The organism is Acidicapsa dinghuensis, from assembly GCF_025685685.1.
Taxonomy (GTDB): Bacteria; Acidobacteriota; Terriglobia; order Terriglobales; family Acidobacteriaceae; genus Acidicapsa; species Acidicapsa dinghuensis.
Genome location: NZ_JAGSYH010000003.1, coordinates 371,948 through 388,289 on the forward strand (window position 1 = coordinate 371,948; position 16,342 = coordinate 388,289).

Sequence of the window (16,342 nt, forward strand, 5' to 3'; positions counted from 1 at the left end):
ACTCCGAATCAGGCGGGAACGGCCTCGAGTTGAATTGAGTCGAGCAGGGCACGGGCCTCTGTCATGAGCTGCATTGGGTTGGTACCGGCCGCCGGTGTCAAAGGATACTTCAGGATGCCCTGTGGTGTGAATACTGCGCCTTTGCGGGCGTTGCGAGCTACGAGACGCATGAGACGCTCGGGATCGACGGAGGCTTTTTCGGTGAAGCGCAGATGAAGCAGGTCGCGCTTGCGATCGATCTGTGCGACGCCGATGCGTTCGCACTCGATGCGTAACCGAGCTGCTTCGAGTAGATGGACAGTATGGTCGGGCAGCGGGCCGTAGCGGTCTTCGAGTTCGGCGTGCACATCGTTAAGTGATGCATCGTTGGCCGCACCGGCGATCTTCTTGTAAAGACGCAGGCGCTGATTCTCTTCCGGCACATAGTTCTCTTCGATCCGAAGGGCAATGCCGAGATTGAGCTGCGTGGCGGGGCGTTCTTCCGTGCTCTCACCTTTGAGTTCGCGGACGGCATCTTCGAGCATGGAGGTGTAGAGCTCGAAGCCGACCGCTTCGATGTGCCCGCTCTGCTCACCGCCTAGCATGTTGCCTGCGCCGCGCAGTTCCAGGTCGAGGGCAGCAATCTTGAAGCCTGCGCCGAGGTCGCTGAATTCCTTGAGCGCGGCAAGGCGGCGGCGGGCGATGTCGGTCAGTTCACGCTCAGGCGGGATCATCAGATAGGCATAGGCGCGGCGATTGGAGCGGCCTACACGTCCGCGAAGCTGGTAGAGCTCGCTGAGGCCGTGGCGGTCGGCGCGATTGATGAGGATGGTGTTGGCGCGCGGGATGTCGAGGCCGTTTTCGATGATGGAGGTGGCGACGAGGATGTCGTACTCACCATGGACAAAGGCGAGCATGACTCTCTCAAGCTCGTTTTCACTCATCTGGCCATGGCCTACGGTGACGCGCGCGGCGGGCACAAGTTCCTGAACTTTGGCGGCGATTTCGTAGATGCTCTCGACGCGGTTGTGGACGAAATAGACCTGGCCGCCGCGCTCCAGTTCAAGCTCGATCGCCGAGCGTACGACCTTCTCGTCGAACTTGGCGACAACGGTCTGGATGGCCATGCGGTCTTTGGGCGGCGTCTCGATGACCGACATATCCCGCAGGCCGACGAGGGACATATGCAGTGTGCGCGGGATGGGTGTGGCACTCATGGCGAGCACGTCGATGGCTTTGCGCATCTGCTTGAGGCTCTCTTTGTGGCGTACGCCGAAGCGCTGCTCTTCGTCGACGATGAGCAGACCAAGGTCCTGGAACTTGATGTCTTGCGAGAGCAGGCGATGCGTGCCGACGAGGATGTCGACTTTGCCGGCTTCGACACGTTCGAGAATAACTTTCTGCTCTTTGGGAGTGCGGAAGCGCGAGATCATCTCGACGGTGATGGGGAACTGCGAGAAGCGCTTCTTGAAGGTCTCGAAGTGCTGGAAGGCGAGGATGGTTGTCGGCGTGAGGACTGCGACCTGCTTGCCATCCTGAACGGCCTTGAAGGCGGCGCGCATAGCCACTTCGGTCTTGCCGTAGCCAACGTCGCCGCAGAGCAGACGATCCATGGGGCGCTCCGACTCCATGTCTCGCTTGATGTCAGCGATAGCGTTGAGCTGGTCGTCTGTTTCTGTGTAGTCGAAGGCTTCTTCAAACTCAAGCTGGAACTCGTTGTCGACGCTGAAGGCGTTGCCTTTGGCGGCCTGGCGCTGAGCATAGAGCTTGAGCAGCTCATCGGCCATGTCGGCCATGGCTTTCTTGACCCGGGCGCGAGTCTTGGCCCACTGTTGCGAACCGAGTTTGTTGAGAACGGGGGTAGGACCGGCGTCGGTGGAGCGGTATTTCTGGATGAGGTCGAGGCGCGTAAGCGGAACGTAGAGGCGCGCGCCCTCGGCGAATTCGAGGACCATGAACTCGACCTTGATGCCATCCTGCTCGATCTCTTTGAGGCCAACGTAGCGGCCGATGCCGTGCTCGACGTGGACGACGTAATCACCAATTGTGAGGTCTCGGAAGTCGGAGACGAAGGCAGCGGTCTTGGATTTGCGCGGCTCGATGCGTGCGGCGACGTCGGCGTCGTCAGAAAGATCATTGGCTCCGAAGAGGATGAAGTTTTGCTCAGGAACGCTGACACCGGCGGCGATCTGCGCACGAACGATGACGGGAACACGCATGTCTCCAGCGAGATGGCTGGTTTCGTCGTAGAGGTTTTCACTGCCGACGTGCATCGTGCGGCTGCCGAGGCGATAGGAGAGCTGATATTCGCGGAGAACGGTAGCGACGCGCTCGACTTCGGGCTGATTGGGAGCGGCGATGAGGATGCGCTGCTCCTGCGTGACGAGGTTGCGGATCTGCTCAATGAATGCAGGGATGGAGCCGTGGAAGCGCAGCGTGGGTCGCGTGGCGAATTCGATCTCGCCTAGTGTGGTGTCGTCGTCGAGGACGTCGACATTGCCGAGCTGATCGAGATCGAGACCGGGATGCGAGGCCAGCGTTGCCTGTAGAATTTCGGGGCGGATGTAGATGTCTTCGGGAAGGACGAGATTGCCGATGCCGGAGCGGTCATGGCGTTGCTGTACCTTGTTCCACCAGCGGTCGATCTGGTTGCGGACCATGGCCGGTTCTTCGACGAAGAGAGAGCAGCGCGGGAGCAATTTGAGAAGCTGGGTTTCGGCACCGGCAACTGCGGCGAAGTACTCCCAGCCCGGGAAGATGGTGGCGCCCTGGGCGGCTTCGAGCTGTTCCAGCGCGTCGGATTCGGAGGAAGCCGACGACTCGCCGTCTTCATCGTTCTCTTCGATTCTCTGCTTGCTGAGGCGCGCGTGGATAGCGGCGAGAATCTTTTCGCTGGCGGGGATTTCGACGAGCGGGAGAAGCAAGGCTTCATCGAGTGCGGTAGAGGAGCGCTGCGATTCGGGATCGAATTTGCGGATGGATTCGATCTCGTCGCCGAAGAAGTCGATGCGGATGGGGCGGTCGGCTTCGGGTGAGTAGACATCGAGGATGCCGCCGCGGCGCGCGAACTGGCCTGGCATCTCGACGAGATCAACCTGGGTGTAGCCAACGCTGCCGAGGTGGTCGGTGAGCATGCCGATGTCGACTTCTTCACCGCGTTCGAGCTTTAATGCGAGGCCGGTGTAGTGGCTGCGCGGAAAAAGGCGCAGGGCAACGGCTTCGACTGGCGCGACGATGATAGAAGCCGCGCCGGTGACGTATTTCCAGAGGACGGCGGCGCGCTGCTCCTGAATATCAGGGTGAGGCGAGAGGTTTTCGAAGGGCAATACATCGTGCGCGGGCAGGCGCAGGACGCGTTTGGGATCGATGGCTCCCGTGAGATCGCAGCCGGCGCGCAGAGCTAGCTCAAGAGCTTCAGCAGCCTTGTTATCCGGAACGACGACGATGACGGGTTCTTTAGCAGCACGGGCAAAAAGCGGAATGTAGAGGGCGCGGGCGGTGGCGGTGAGTCCAGAGACACGACGGCGCCCCGTAGCAAGCGAGAGGTGCCTGCGTACGCGATCGAATGTTGTAGATTGCTCCAGCTCCGCGAGGATTTCGCGGACGAACGGGAGGATCATCGCACTATCGATTTTATCAGCACGTGGCGAAGATGCGGTGAAAGCTGTGTCAATGCGGTGCCTGTGAGACGAGAGGCATGACCCCAACGCGGCGCATGACTTAGAGTGAAGAATTGTGGTGTTTATGCGCTGGGCTTAAGGCGCGAAAGGCGGTCTATGAAGGCATTAGTAAAGAGTCACGCTGAGCCGGGGCTGTGGCTCGAGGATATTCCGGAACCGACGATCGGAATTAACGACGTGCTGATCCGCGTGCGCTATGCGGGCATTTGCGGCACGGATGTACATATCTTCCAGTGGGACGACTGGGCGAAGAAGACGATTCCGGTGCCGATGGCGATTGGCCACGAGTTTGTCGGTGAGGTGGTCGAAGTCGGGGCGAATGTGAATGACTTCTTTTCCGGCGACATCGTGAGCGGCGAAGGACATGTGACGTGCGGGCGCTGTCGTAACTGCATGGCTGGCCGGCGGCATCTGTGCGCCAATACGCAGGGCGTGGGCGTGAACCGGCCCGGCGCATTTGCGAAATACATCTCTCTGCCCATGACGAATATCTGGCGGCATCATCCGGGAGTCAGCGAGGAAGTAGCGGCGATCTTCGATCCATTTGGCAATGCGGTGCACACGGCGCTTTCGTTCCCGGTGCTGGGCGAGGATGTACTGATCACGGGTGCTGGACCGATCGGGATCATGGCAATTCCGGTAGTGAAACATGCGGGTGCACGGCATGTTGTTGTGACGGATATGAATCCATTCCGGCTGGATCTGGCGAAGAAGATGGGTGCGACGCTGGCGGTGAATCCGATGGAGACGCCTCTGCTGGAGGTGCAGAAGCGGCTTGGCATGACGGAAGGCTTCGACGTAGGCCTGGAGATGTCGGGCAATCCCGCGGCGCTGAAAGACATGATCGCCAACATGAGTCATGGCGGCAAGATTGCGATCCTTGGCATTCCTGCGAAAGAGATGCCGATGGATTGGCGGCAGGTGATCTTTAACATGATCACGATCAAAGGCATTTATGGCCGCGAGATGTATGAAACCTGGTACAAGATGTCGGTGATGATCGACTCGGGACTCGACATTTCCCCAGTGATTACACACCGATTCGCGTTTGAGGATTTTCAGAAGGGCTTTGATGCGATGATCTCGGGTCAAACCGGCAAAGTTGTTCTGGATCTGACGAAGCTCTAAGATCACTCACTACAAAGGAGCCGGCATGTACGGGAAGTTTGAAGAGCATCTGCGCAGAAAGCTGGATGAGATCGAGAAGGCGGGGCTGTACAAGCGGGAGCGCGTGATTGCGGGGCCGCAGCAGGCAGAGCTGCAGGTGGCGGGCGGCGCGCCGGTGCTGAATCTTTGCGCGAACAACTACCTGGGCCTTGCAAACAATCCGGAGATCGTGGCGGCGGCACAGGCTTCGCTCGATAACTGGGGTTATGGTCTCGCGAGCGTACGTTTTATTTGCGGCACGCAGGCGATTCATAAGCAGCTGGAAGAGAAGCTGGGCGACTTCCTGGGCATGGACGACACTATCCTGTATGGCTCGTGCTTCGATGCGAATGGCGGCTTGTTTGAGACGCTGCTGGATGCTGAAGACGCGATCATCTCGGATGAGCTGAATCATGCCAGCATCATCGACGGCGTACGGTTGTGCAAAGCGCAACGGTACCGCTACAAGAACGGCGATATGGCGGACCTGGAGGCGAAGCTGAAGGAGGCCACAGGGGCACGGTTCCGGCTGATTGCGACCGATGGCGTCTTCTCGATGGACGGCTACATCGCGAAGCTGAAGGAAATCTGCGACCTGGCCGACAAATACGACGCGCTGGTGATGGTGGATGATTCGCATGCGGTGGGATTCATCGGAGAAAAGGGTCGCGGAACACCGGAGTATTGCGGTGTCGAAGGCCGCATTGACATTCTGACCGGCACGCTGGGCAAGGCGCTGGGCGGTGCAAGCGGCGGATACACGAGTGGACGCAAAGAGATTGTTCAACTGCTGCGGCAGCGCTCGCGGCCTTATCTGTTTTCGAATTCGGTGGCTCCGCCAATTGTGGCTGCTTCGCTGAAGGTGCTGGATCTGCTAGGTGAATCAGACGATCTGCGGGCGCATCTGCGAGCGAATACAGAGTACTTCCGCAATGCAATGTTGGCCGAGAGATTCAACGTGCTGCCGGGTGAACACCCAATTGTGCCGGTGATGTTTGGCGATGCGGTGGTGGCAGCGAAGATGGCCGAGGCTCTGCTGGCGAAGGGCGTGTATGTGATTGCGTTTTCTTATCCAGTTGTTCCAATGGGTAAGGCACGTATCCGCACACAGATTTCGGCGGCTCATTCGCGGCATGAGCTGGAGTTTGCGGTAAAGTGCTTTGCCGAGGCGAAGCGGGAACTTGGCCTCGGCTAGACGCAGCCTTCACTCGTTACCGAGAGCTTTGGTGTAGGCGTAGAAGAACTCCAACGACTTGGTGTAGGAATCTACTGGCAGACGCTCGTCCTGGCCGTGGGCGCGGACATCGCTGCGTTCGAGAGCTACAGCGGAGAAGCCGTAGCATGGGTAGCCAGCCTGCGCGAAATAGATGGAATCGGACGCGCCGTCTTCCATCTCCGGCGTAACGGGTGTTCCGGGCCAAAGCTGATCGACGAGCGCTGTGAGTGGTTTGAAGACCTCAGGCATCGGTGGAGGCGGAACGATCGCTTTTCTTTCGGGAGCGGTGTCGCTGACTTCGCCCGCGTCGGAGACGTATTTCACGGTGAGCTTGGAATCGTCGAAGAGCTTCGCGAGTTGCTGGCGGATCTCTTCGGGCGAGTGACCGGGAAAGATACGGCAGTTGACGTTAGCCTGTGCAGTCTGCGGTAACGCGTTGTTGGCGTGGCCGCCTGATAGCCGGGTGGCTACGCAGGTGGTGCGCAGGGTCGAGTTAAAGCTGGGTTGTTTGGAAAGGCGAGCTGCAGCTTTCATGTCCGGAGGTGCGGCAAGGATGGCTTTCATGTCTTCGGCTTCCTGTCCGCTCTCATGATTGCTCAATGCCTCAAAGTACGCACGGGTTGCCGTGTTCAGCTCGAACGGGAAGGTGTAGTTCTGCAGCTTTTCGAGTGCGCCGGTCAGCTCATAGATTGCGTTATCGGGGCGCGGTAATGAGCTGTGTCCGCCGCGATTGACGGCGGTGACCTGATAGTCGGCGTAGACTTTCTCTGTCGCTTCGACGTCGGCGACCATAGGCTTGCCGTTTTCCAGCTCCACGCCTCCGGCGTCGGGGTTGATGACGAAGCCCGCGTCGACGAGATCGCGATGGTTTTCGACGAGCCAGTGAGCGCCGTTGGATTTGCCGCCTTCCTCATCTGCGGTGAGAGCAAGGATGAGGTCCCGCTTCGGCTTGTAGCCTTCCCTGTGCATCTTGAGGAATGTCCAGACGAGGGCGGCGTCTGAGTCCTTCATATCTTGCGTGCCGCGGCCGTAGTAGTAGCCGTCTTTCTCGATGAACTGAAAGGGATCTGTGTGCCAGTCTTTCTTTAGTGCTTCGACCACGTCGATGTGGCAGAGAAAGAGAACGGGTTTGCCGCCGTCGGTGCCATGAATGCGGACAATGAGGTTCTTCTTGCGGTCGTTAGGACCGAGCAGCTTTACGTCGCCGGCAGGAAAGCCTGCATCGAGGAAGCGCTTCTGCATGGCTTCGGTCGCGGTGGTGACATTGCCGAGCGGGGTATCGGTGGTGTTGATCTCGATGAGCTGCTTAAAGATGCTGACGGCCTGTTCGTGGTCGGCGGGAGAGATGGGTGAGATGGTCTGCGCGAGAGAGAACGGAACGGCAAGTGAGGCTGCTGCAGCGACGGCGCAAAAGAGGGATCTTGGCATGGGTGGATTGTACGACGCTAAGGCGGCCGTTCTGTGGCCGGGAAGCATGAAAGCGAGGTAAAGGCATTTACTTCTGCGAAAAGTAAGAAATTTATCAGAAGAGAATGCTTGCGTTTTGCGGGTCTGGCAGCCTATGGTTTTTGCGGACGACCTAAGGAGATTTCCGTGCGCCATCCGATGTTGCTACTTTCTGGCCTGCTTGCTGCCTCTGTCGCTTTACCACCGGTCGCACGAGCGGAGCATCCGCGGCCTGCACTGACTGGAATTTCGCACATTGCGGTCTATACGTCGGACCCTGCGGCGACGAATCACTACTATGCGGACCTGATCGGAGCGGCGAAGGTTGCTGATCCGGAAGTCCCAAAAGGTGTGCGGTACATGATCAACGCGACGCAGTTTGTGGAGGTGCTGCCGCTGCCCGCAGATGCAGGAATCAATCGGTTGGATCATACGGGATGGAAGACGGCGAACGCGGAGGGGCTGCGGCTGTATCTGGCGGATAAAGGATGGAAGGTGCCGGAGAAAGTGACGCGCAACTCGGATGGGAGCCGGTCGTTTCGGGTGCATGATCCGGAAGGCAACCTGATTGAATTTGTGCAGCCGCCTACGAACGCGAAAGCTCCCAAGGCACCGCATGTGATCGGGCACCACATCATCCATGTGGGATTTATGGTGCGCTCGCGCGAGGCGGAGGATAAGTTCTATCGCGAACTGCTGGGATTCAAACCGTACTGGTTTGGCGGCATGAAGGATGACAAGGTCGACTGGGTTTCGCAGCAGACGCCGCAGAGCCACGACTGGCTGGAGTACATGATGACCAGCGGCACGCCGGCAACGGGGATGCCTTCGGACATGACGCAACAGCACCTGGGCGTGATGGATCATCTTTCGATTGGCGTGGTTTCGGTTCCGGACAGCTATAAGCTGCTGGCTTCCGAGAGCCGCGTGCCAGGACACGCAGACAAGGAACCGAAGATCGGCAAGGATGGGAAGTATCAGTTCAACATGTATGATCCGGATGGGATTCGGCTGGAATTGATGGAGTTCAATGCGCGGGAGAAGCCGTGCTGCTCGCCGTTTACGGCGGAGAATCCCAAGGCCGAATAGCGGAATAGCACTTCAAGGAGCGTGGCATGATCTCTGGCGCTCACGTAATCGTGTACAGCAAAGATGCCGAAGCCGACCGGACATTCTTTCGCGATATGCTCGGCTTTCCGCACGTTGATGCTGGTCACGGCTGGCTGATTTTTGCTTTGCCGCCCACAGAAGTCGCCGTTCATCCCGCCGAGAACAATGGCAAGCATGAGTTGTATTTTCTGTGCGACGACCTGGCGGGCGAGATTGCAGCTTTGAAAGCTAAGGGAGTGATTTGCTCAGAAGTGCATCAGGAACGTTGGGGATCGATTACGAAGATTCAGCTTCCGGGTGGTGACGAGATCGGGTTGTACCAGCCGAGGCATCCGGTCGCGATTGGGCTTGGCCATTCTTGAACTGGAGCGTGGGCGCTGGATGATCCCAGGCAGACATGCTGGCCGCTGCTAAAATCGTAGCTATCTATGAGCGCGACTGCTGTGCTGAGCCCCGATGTAATTGACAAATACGAACCTGTGATTGGTCTTGAAGTACATGTGCAACTGCTGACTGAGACCAAGGCTTTTTGCGGCTGTGCGAACAAGTTCGGGGCTGCGCCGAATACAAATGTCTGTCCTGTCTGCCTGGGGCTGCCGGGTGCGCTGCCGGTGCTGAATCGCAAGGCTGTGGAGTTTGCCACGTTGACTGGTTTGGCGCTCAACTGCCAGGTTCGTGAGCGGTCGATCTTTGCGCGCAAGAACTACTTCTATCCCGATTTGCCGAAGGGTTATCAGATTTCACAATTCGACAAGCCTATCGCCGAGCATGGGTGGATCGAAATTCCTACGCCGAATGGTGGAATCAAGCGCATCGGCGTGACGCGGGCGCATATGGAAGAGGACGCGGGCAAGAGCATTCACGATGGCTTTGCAGATTCGCTGACGAAGACGTATGTGGACTTGAACCGCTGCGGAACTCCGCTGGTGGAGATTGTTTCGGAGCCCGATCTGCGGACGCCGGACGAGGCGTTTGAGTATCTGACGAAGCTGAAAGAGATTCTGCTGTTTGCCGGGGTTTCGGACTGCAACATGGAAGAGGGCTCGCTGCGTTGCGACGCGAATGTGAGCGTGCGGCTGAAGGGCGCGCCGAAGTTCGGGACGAAGGCTGAGGTTAAGAATGTGAACAGCTTCCGGTACATTCGCGCGGCGCTTGAATACGAGATTGAACGGCAGATCGAGATCGTCGAATCTGGCGGACGTGTGGCGCAGGAGACGCGGCTTTGGAATGCAGGTGAAGGACGGACGTACTCGATGCGTTCGAAGGAACAGGCGCATGATTACCGCTACTTCCCTGAGCCGGATTTGCCACCGCTGATCGTTTCGGAAGAGTGGAAAGCGGAGATTGCGAAGTCGATGCCGGAGCTGCCTGAGGCGCGGCGCAAGCGCATGATTGCTGAGTACGAACTGAACGAACAAGATGCCCAGACGCTGACCAGTTCCCGGGAGTTTGCAGACCGGTTTGAAGAAGTGGCGGGGAAGGCTAAGAATCCTCGGCGCGTGGCGAACCTGCTATTGAGCGAACTGGGAGGTCGGTTGAAGGCTGCGAATCTCGAGCTGGATCAGTCGCCGATTTCGCTGACTGGAATTGGACTGGCCGCCGATTTGCTGGAAGAGAGCAAGATCAGCTCGAAGCAGCTCAAACAGCTCTTCGATATCAGCTTTGAAAAGGGTGAGGACTTCCCTGCCGTTTATGAGCGCGAGAAGCCGCAGCAGATTACAGATGCCAGCGCGATCGAAGCACTGATCGATCAGGTGATTGCGGCGAATGCGGCGCAGGTGGCACAGTACAAGGGGGGCAAGAAGACGGTGGCTGGTTTCTTTGTAGGACAGGTGATGCGAGCCTCCAAGGGGCAGGCGAATCCCGCGCTGCTGAATGAACTGGTGACGAAGAAGCTGGACGCGCAGTAGCACGGGGGTCAAAGATCAGGTTTCAGGGGTCAGTTGATGTGCTGGTTCCTGAGACGTTTGCGCATTGATCGAACTGTTTGTCAATCTTTCCGAATTGCGCGCAAGGTGCGGATAGTGATTGCGTCCGAATGGCGAGAAGATCATCTTCATGATGAGTTCTCTGATGACCATGACAAGCAAATTCAATTCGGCGGAGGCAGTGATTCGGAATCGTCCGCTGGGTTCGACGCATACATCTCACATCGACGAAGACACTGCATGGAAGCAACTGCTGGACCGCGATGGCAGAGGCGAGTTCTTCTACGCGGTGACGACTACCGGTGTGTTCTGCAGGCCGGATTGTAAGAGCCGGACACCTCTACGCACAAATGTGCGTTTCTTTGCGACACAGGAACAGGCGAGGACCGCGGGTTATCGCGCCTGTATGCGATGCAAACCGGAAGCACCACGACAGGCGTCACCGGTAGCGCGTATGTGCGCATATCTGGAACGAGAAATCGATCGACCGGTACGGCTGGAGACGCTGGGCAGGCTGGTTGGCATGAGTCCATTTTCCGTACAGCGGATTTTCAAGAAAGCGATGGGGGTTAGCCCAGCGGAATATCAGAGGGCGATGCGGGCGCATGGCCTACGCAGTCAGTTGCGCGAGGGAGGTACTGATGTGACAACGGCAATTTATGAAGCTGGATATGGCTCCGCGAGCCGGGCGTATGAGACGCAGCCCTTGGGGATGACTCCAGGCCGATTTCTGGCTGGGGGGCGCGGAGAAAAGATTGGCTTCGCGACCGGGGAGACGACGCAGACTGGCGTTCCGGGTTGGGTAATTGTGGCCGCGACACAGCGCGGGATCTGCTGGCTAGCTCTGGCTGACACGTGTGAAGCTGCCGAAGCCAGCTTGCGCGATGAGTTTCCTGCGGCGGAAATTGTGGCTAATCCAAAGCTAGGCGATATGGTTGAGACAGTTCTGAAACGGATGCAGGGCGAGAAACAGGCTGTCGATCTGCCGCTCGATCTTCGGGGGACGGCTTTCCAACTTCGCGTGTGGAAGGTGCTGCAGGAAATTCCCGAAGGCGTTACGAAGACTTACGGCCAGCTTGCGGCTGAGATGGGGATGCCGAAGTCGACAAGGGCAGTAGCGCGGGCGTGTGCCACGAATCGTGTGTCGGTGCTTGTGCCCTGCCATCGCGTTGTTGGGGCTTCGGGTTCACTGACGGGATATCGCTGGGGGGTGGAGCGGAAGCGCGAATTGCTCAAAAAAGAAGGCGCCCGGCTTGCGTGAGTCGCCGGGCGCCTTGGCTGAGTGTTGCACCTTACAGGCGGTTGCCGCCGGCAGCCTGAATGCTCTGTCCATTGACCCAGGTGGAGTCGTCTGAGGCGAGGAAGACCGCGATATCCGCGATGTCCTTTGGCTGGCCAATGCGGCCTAACGGGGTGCGGGCGATTACTTCCTTATGGAAGTCGCTGCCGAGGAAGCCGGCCGCATGCACGCCTTCGGTCTCAACCATGCCCGGATTCAGCGAGTTCACGCGGATTTTTTTCGCGCCAAGCTCATGCGCAAGAGCCGTGGTGATCGAGTCCACCGCGCCCTTGGTGGCGCTGTAAACAGAGGCTGTAGGCACGCCGCCCGCAGCGACCGAGCCGATGTTGATGATGCTGCCGCCCTTGGGGTCAAAGCTCTTGAGAGCTGCCTGAGTGGTGAGAAGCAGGCCGAGAACGTTGGTGTTGAACTGCTTATGGAAATGATCTGGCGTGACCGCGTCGATGGGAGCGAACTCATAGATGCCGGCGTTGTTCACCAGAATGCTGATGGGGCCGAGTTCCTTTGCAACGGTCGAAACCAGAGGACCGATAGCATCGGGATCGGCGACGCTGCCCTTTACCGCGACCGCCTTGCCGCCTGCGGCTTTGATGTCGGCTACGACCTTCTCGGCCTCAGCCTTGGAGCTTGAGTAGTTAACTGCTACGGCAGCACCATTGGCCGCCAGTTCCTTTGCGATAGAGGCGCCAATGCCTTTGGAAGCGCCCGTTACCAGTGCAACTTTGCCTTGAAGCTTACTCATAAAGCCATCTCCTGGATCGAACTCTATCGAAATCATTTCGACAATTCGATAACCGTCTAATTGATTAGACCAGGAGCATTAGGATTCAGGGATTCTGTGGAAATCTTTTTGCGGAGTCGACCGGAAGTGAGGGCTTATAGCTTTTGCAGGTCGGCAAGGAAGGCCTGCCAGATGTCGCGGCGGAGGGTGAGACGGGCGAATTTGCCTTCGCGCTCGATGTGGATGAGGCCGGCGGTTTCGAGTTCTTTGAGGTGATGCGAGAGGGTGGCGGCGGAGATCGGCAGGCACTCGCGCATGTCGCTACAACCGGTACAGGCTGTTGCAGCCAGGCGCTCGATAATCTCCATGCGGCGGGGGTCTGCGAGAGCTTTCAGGATCGCCAAACGCTGGCTCGCAGAAATGTTGATGGCGTCATTTTCGCCGCCGGTCGAATTGGCGTTTGAGTGCGCCACAAATCATTTTCTCATGAAGAGATTTTGCACTATAAAGCAGCCAACTCTGCGAGCTGCCTTCGCGTTACCTGCCAAAACTCTTCGTTATGAAAGGAATGGGAATACAGACTTGAGACGAGGTTCGCGCAGCCAGAGGCCGACCCAGACGAGAATGCCGAAGTAGACGGGAAAGAGAGTGTTGGAAAAGAGTGGATTGTGCAATCGCAAGTTGGTGGCGACAGCGCCGCCCAGATAGCCTGTGAGCAGGATCGCGCCCAGGACAGATGTTTTCGGAATTGCGTAAAGCAGCGTGCTCGCGAGCAAGATTACGCCGAGGGTGACTGAGAGATCGATGGGCCAGCCGGTACGAACGAAAGCGTCGGCGACAGGCTTGGGCTGGATGAATTTCATGGCAGCGTCAAAGAGATTGAAGGCAATCATTAAGCCACTGATGATCCATCCTGCAATTTTCTTTCCCATAGGAACACTCCTTTTTCAGCACTGCTTCTCGCCGCGTTCGAAGCTCACCGCATGGTAACGGGATTTGCATGGACGCGACAGTATGATCTTTCGCGCTAGCTCTGAACACAAGTGCGCGGAGGTCAGGCTTTGGTGCCGATGGCCAGCAGAGTCTGGAACTGGGGGGCTTCGGGGTCGCGGTCAACTATGGAGGTTTCAACCGAGGTGAAACCGGCTTGCCCCAGCATAGATTCGAGTTCGGCTTCGCCAAAACCTAGCCACTCGTCGGCGTAGAGTTCGCGGGCTTCTTCGAAGCGGTGTTTCGCAAGATCGAGCAGGACGACACGGCCGCCGGGGCGCAGGATGCGAAATGCTTCCTGAATGGCGCGCGCGGGATGCATGGCATGGTGGAGAGACTGCGAGAAGAAGACGAGATCGACGGAGTCGCTATCGATGGGCAGTTCTTCCATGTCTCCGAGGCGGAAGTCGAGATTTGTGACGCAGTGTCGGGTGGCGAGCTCGCGACCGACTTCTATCATCTTTGAGGATGTGTCGACGGCAATAACCCTGCTTGCGTGCTGGGCGAGCAGCATGGCAAAAGTGCCCTCACCTGCGCCGAGGTCGGCGATGGTCATCGGCGGCATGAGACGTAGGAAGGCTTCGGCGACGGACTTCCATGATTTGCCGGGGACGTAGTCTTTACCGAGGCGGCCGGCGACCGAGTCGAAGAAGCTGCGCATTTTTTCCTGGCGTTTTTTGACGATGCGGCGCATTTCGGCCTGGTCGGTCTTTGCTTCGGGCGTCTCTGCTCGAGCGCGGGTGAGCAGCGGGCTTACGATGCCTTCGGAGCCGTTGGGTGTGAGCCGGTAAAGGCTGCTTTTGCCGGTGCGACGGTCCTCGACGAGACCGGCGGATTTGAGCTGCGAGAGATGGGTTGAGATGGTGCTCTGGCCCATGGTGAGGATCTCCTGCAGTTCTGCTACGGAGAGCTCTTCTTGCTGGAGCAGGAGCAGGATGCGCAGCCGGTTGGGGTCGGCGGCTACGCGCAGAATTTTAACCAGCGATGGGGCGGACGAAGACATTGACGGCGTTGGCGGCTCTCTGATACATATCATCATATCGTGATGTGACGATGCAAGAGAGAAACTGAAGGAGATTCTGCATGGCAACTACCACCCTCGAAGTGACGGGCGCGCTCGCCACGAGCCTTCCCTATAAAGTAGCCGACCTGTCGCTGGCCGACTGGGGCCGCAAAGAGATCACCATTGCCGAGCACGAGATGCCGGGACTGATGGCGATTCGCAACAAGTATGCGGCGCAGAAGCCTCTGGCCGGTGTGCGCGTGACCGGCTCGCTGCACATGACGATTCAGACGGCAGTCTTGATTGAGACGCTGACGAGTTTGGGCGCGGATGTGCGCTGGGCGAGCTGCAACATCTTCTCTACGCAGGATCATGCGGCGGCGGCGATTGCTGCCAGCGGCGTGCCGGTGTTTGCGTGGAAAGGTGAGTCGCTCGAAGAGTACTGGTGGTGCACGTACCAGGCGCTGAATCACAAGGACGGCAAGGGTCCGCAGCTTGTGGTGGATGATGGCGGCGATGTGACGCTGCTGATTCACAAAGGCTATGAGTTGGAAGAGGGCGATGGTTGGGTGAACACGCCGAGCGGCAACCACGAAGAACAGGTGATCAAGGACTTGCTGAAGCAGGTGTATGCGGAAGACAAGCAGCACTGGCATAAGGTAGCGAAGGAGTGGCGCGGCGTTTCAGAAGAAACCACCACAGGCGTACACCGGCTCTACAAGATGATGGAGCAGGGCAAGCTGCTGGTGCCGGCGATCAACGTAAATGATTCCGTTACGAAGTCGAAGTTCGACAACCTGTATGGCTGCCGCGAGTCATTGGCCGATGGCATCAAGCGCGCAACCGATGTAATGGTGGCGGGCAAGGTTGCGGTGATCTGCGGTTACGGCGATGTGGGTAAGGGCTCGGCGCATTCGCTGCGCGGCATGGGCGCGCGCGTGATCGTGACAGAGATCGACCCGATCAATGCGCTGCAGGCTGCGATGGAAGGCTTTGAAGTAACGACGATTGAGGACACGCTGGGCCGGGGCGATATCTATGTGACCTGCACCGGCAACCTGGATATCATCACCTTTGAGCACATGCAAAAGATGAAGAATCAGGCGATCGTCTGCAACATTGGCCACTTCGATAATGAGATTCAGATGGACCGGCTCAACGAAGCACCGGGCGTCGAGAAGCTGAACATCAAGCCGCAGGTAGACAAGTACATTTTTCCGGAAGCTGCGGGGCAGGCCGGGCATGAGATCTTCGTGCTGGCCGAGGGACGGCTTGTGAACCTGGGCTGCGCGACGGGCCATCCGAGCTTTGTGATGAGCAATAGCTTTGCCAACCAGACGCTGGCGCAGATCGATCTTTGGGCGAACAAGGACACGTACAAGGTCGATGTCTACGTGCTGCCGAAGAAGCTGGATGAGGAAGTGGCTCGGCTGCATCTCGAAAAGATCGGCGTGAAACTGACGACGCTCTCGAAGAAGCAGGCGGATTATCTTGGTGTGCCGGTGGAAGGGCCATTCAAGGCGGAGCATTACCGGTACTAAGACAAGAAGTACGCCGGGTGTTCCATTTGCGTTGCGGAGTCAGGCAATTCAGGGAACACCCTTTCTTTTAGTTGGTATCATGCATTCCATGCAACAGTATGGATCTTGAATATGGGCTCTCAACTCCATCTCGTGAGCTACGGAGAAACAGAGCGATCCGGTTTGTCCAGGGAATTGGTACGCTCCCTCTTCCCTATCGATCAAGGAAGATCGAACGCGGATTGCTGGACGATCCAATATGATTCCCTAAATGGGTGTTCCATTTATGTGGGACCTCACGAA

At 58.0% G+C, this 16,342-nt stretch carries 13 protein-coding genes; 7 read left to right on the plus strand and 6 right to left on the minus strand.

Features of this window, described 5'->3' with window-relative positions; all coding sequences use genetic code 11:
- Nucleotides 1–8: 8 nt before the first annotated feature.
- Nucleotides 9–3,599, minus strand: coding sequence for a transcription-repair coupling factor (mfd, locus tag OHL22_RS09930; protein ID WP_263336325.1), 3,591 nt, complete (start codon nucleotides 3,597–3,599; stop codon nucleotides 9–11).
- A 156-nt stretch (nucleotides 3,600–3,755) separates the two neighbouring features.
- Between mfd and tdh the strand changes: the two genes are divergently transcribed.
- Together tdh and OHL22_RS09940 are read left to right on the plus strand one after the other, a co-directional pair.
- Nucleotides 3,756–4,787: an L-threonine 3-dehydrogenase gene (tdh, locus tag OHL22_RS09935; RefSeq protein WP_263336328.1), complete on the plus strand. Its 1,032-nt coding sequence runs from the start codon at nucleotides 3,756–3,758 to the stop codon at nucleotides 4,785–4,787.
- A 25-nt stretch (nucleotides 4,788–4,812) separates the two neighbouring features.
- The gene (locus OHL22_RS09940) at nucleotides 4,813–6,000 is read left to right on the plus strand and encodes a glycine C-acetyltransferase (protein WP_263336331.1); all 1,188 of its coding nucleotides are present in this window, start codon (nucleotides 4,813–4,815) and stop codon (nucleotides 5,998–6,000) included.
- Between the two features lie 9 nt (nucleotides 6,001–6,009).
- On the opposite strand, the gene OHL22_RS09945 is transcribed toward OHL22_RS09940, so the two are convergent.
- Complete coding sequence (locus tag OHL22_RS09945; RefSeq protein ID WP_263336332.1) at nucleotides 6,010–7,449, minus strand: M20/M25/M40 family metallo-hydrolase; 1,440 nt, start codon at nucleotides 7,447–7,449, stop codon at nucleotides 6,010–6,012.
- A 165-nt stretch (nucleotides 7,450–7,614) separates the two neighbouring features.
- On the opposite strand from OHL22_RS09945, the gene OHL22_RS09950 reads away from it, so the two are divergent.
- The 4 genes from OHL22_RS09950 (at nucleotide 7,615) to OHL22_RS09965 (ending at nucleotide 11,766) form a co-directional block, all read left to right on the plus strand.
- Nucleotides 7,615–8,556 carry a VOC family protein gene (locus tag OHL22_RS09950; RefSeq protein ID WP_263336335.1) on the plus strand — a complete coding sequence of 314 codons (942 nt, stop codon included), beginning with the start codon at nucleotides 7,615–7,617 and terminating at the stop codon, nucleotides 8,554–8,556.
- 26 nt (nucleotides 8,557–8,582) lie between these two features.
- A complete protein-coding gene (locus OHL22_RS09955; RefSeq protein WP_263336337.1) occupies nucleotides 8,583–8,939 on the plus strand; it encodes a VOC family protein in 357 nt (118 codons plus the stop codon).
- Between the two features lie 66 nt (nucleotides 8,940–9,005).
- Complete coding sequence (gatB, locus tag OHL22_RS09960) at nucleotides 9,006–10,487, plus strand: Asp-tRNA(Asn)/Glu-tRNA(Gln) amidotransferase subunit GatB (protein WP_263336339.1); 1,482 nt, start codon at nucleotides 9,006–9,008, stop codon at nucleotides 10,485–10,487.
- Nucleotides 10,488–10,650: 163 nt separating this feature from the next.
- On the plus strand, nucleotides 10,651–11,766 hold the full coding sequence (locus tag OHL22_RS09965; protein WP_263336343.1) for a bifunctional transcriptional activator/DNA repair enzyme AdaA: 1,116 nt from the start codon (nucleotides 10,651–10,653) through the stop codon (nucleotides 11,764–11,766).
- Nucleotides 11,767–11,797: 31 nt separating this feature from the next.
- Here the strand turns inward: OHL22_RS09965 and OHL22_RS09970 are convergent, their stop codons facing one another.
- The 4 genes from OHL22_RS09970 to OHL22_RS09985 all read right to left on the minus strand — a co-directional run bounded on the left by OHL22_RS09970 (nucleotide 11,798) and on the right by OHL22_RS09985 (nucleotide 14,519).
- A complete protein-coding gene (locus OHL22_RS09970) occupies nucleotides 11,798–12,547 on the minus strand; it encodes an SDR family NAD(P)-dependent oxidoreductase (protein ID WP_263336346.1) in 750 nt (249 codons plus the stop codon).
- Nucleotides 12,548–12,681: 134 nt separating this feature from the next.
- Nucleotides 12,682–12,999: an ArsR/SmtB family transcription factor gene (locus OHL22_RS09975; protein WP_263336349.1), complete on the minus strand. Its 318-nt coding sequence runs from the start codon at nucleotides 12,997–12,999 to the stop codon at nucleotides 12,682–12,684.
- A gap of 84 nt (nucleotides 13,000–13,083) precedes the next feature.
- On the minus strand, nucleotides 13,084–13,458 hold the full coding sequence (locus OHL22_RS09980) for a DoxX family protein (RefSeq protein WP_263336351.1): 375 nt from the start codon (nucleotides 13,456–13,458) through the stop codon (nucleotides 13,084–13,086).
- A gap of 122 nt (nucleotides 13,459–13,580) precedes the next feature.
- Complete coding sequence (locus OHL22_RS09985; protein WP_263336356.1) at nucleotides 13,581–14,519, minus strand: ArsR/SmtB family transcription factor; 939 nt, start codon at nucleotides 14,517–14,519, stop codon at nucleotides 13,581–13,583.
- Nucleotides 14,520–14,599: 80 nt separating this feature from the next.
- Between OHL22_RS09985 and ahcY the strand changes: the two genes are divergently transcribed.
- The gene (ahcY, locus tag OHL22_RS09990) at nucleotides 14,600–16,060 is read left to right on the plus strand and encodes an adenosylhomocysteinase (RefSeq protein ID WP_263336359.1); all 1,461 of its coding nucleotides are present in this window, start codon (nucleotides 14,600–14,602) and stop codon (nucleotides 16,058–16,060) included.
- Nucleotides 16,061–16,342 lie beyond the last annotated feature (282 nt).

Bases quoted from the DNA above. Each gene is read 5' to 3' on its own strand.
- mfd (WP_263336325.1), bottom strand. From the start codon at position 3,599: ATGATCCTCCCGTTCGTCCGCGAAATCCTCGCGGAGCTGGAGCAATCT.
- tdh (WP_263336328.1), top strand. From the start codon at position 3,756: ATGAAGGCATTAGTAAAGAGTCACGCTGAGCCGGGGCTGTGGCTCGAG.
- OHL22_RS09940 (WP_263336331.1), top strand. From the start codon at position 4,813: ATGTACGGGAAGTTTGAAGAGCATCTGCGCAGAAAGCTGGATGAGATC.
- OHL22_RS09945 (WP_263336332.1), bottom strand. From the start codon at position 7,449: ATGCCAAGATCCCTCTTTTGCGCCGTCGCTGCAGCAGCCTCACTTGCC.
- OHL22_RS09955 (WP_263336337.1), top strand. From the start codon at position 8,583: ATGATCTCTGGCGCTCACGTAATCGTGTACAGCAAAGATGCCGAAGCC.
- gatB (WP_263336339.1), top strand. From the start codon at position 9,006: ATGAGCGCGACTGCTGTGCTGAGCCCCGATGTAATTGACAAATACGAA.
- OHL22_RS09965 (WP_263336343.1), top strand. From the start codon at position 10,651: ATGACCATGACAAGCAAATTCAATTCGGCGGAGGCAGTGATTCGGAAT.
- OHL22_RS09970 (WP_263336346.1), bottom strand. From the start codon at position 12,547: ATGAGTAAGCTTCAAGGCAAAGTTGCACTGGTAACGGGCGCTTCCAAA.
- OHL22_RS09980 (WP_263336351.1), bottom strand. From the start codon at position 13,458: ATGGGAAAGAAAATTGCAGGATGGATCATCAGTGGCTTAATGATTGCC.
- OHL22_RS09985 (WP_263336356.1), bottom strand. From the start codon at position 14,519: ATGTCTTCGTCCGCCCCATCGCTGGTTAAAATTCTGCGCGTAGCCGCC.
- ahcY (WP_263336359.1), top strand. From the start codon at position 14,600: ATGGCAACTACCACCCTCGAAGTGACGGGCGCGCTCGCCACGAGCCTT.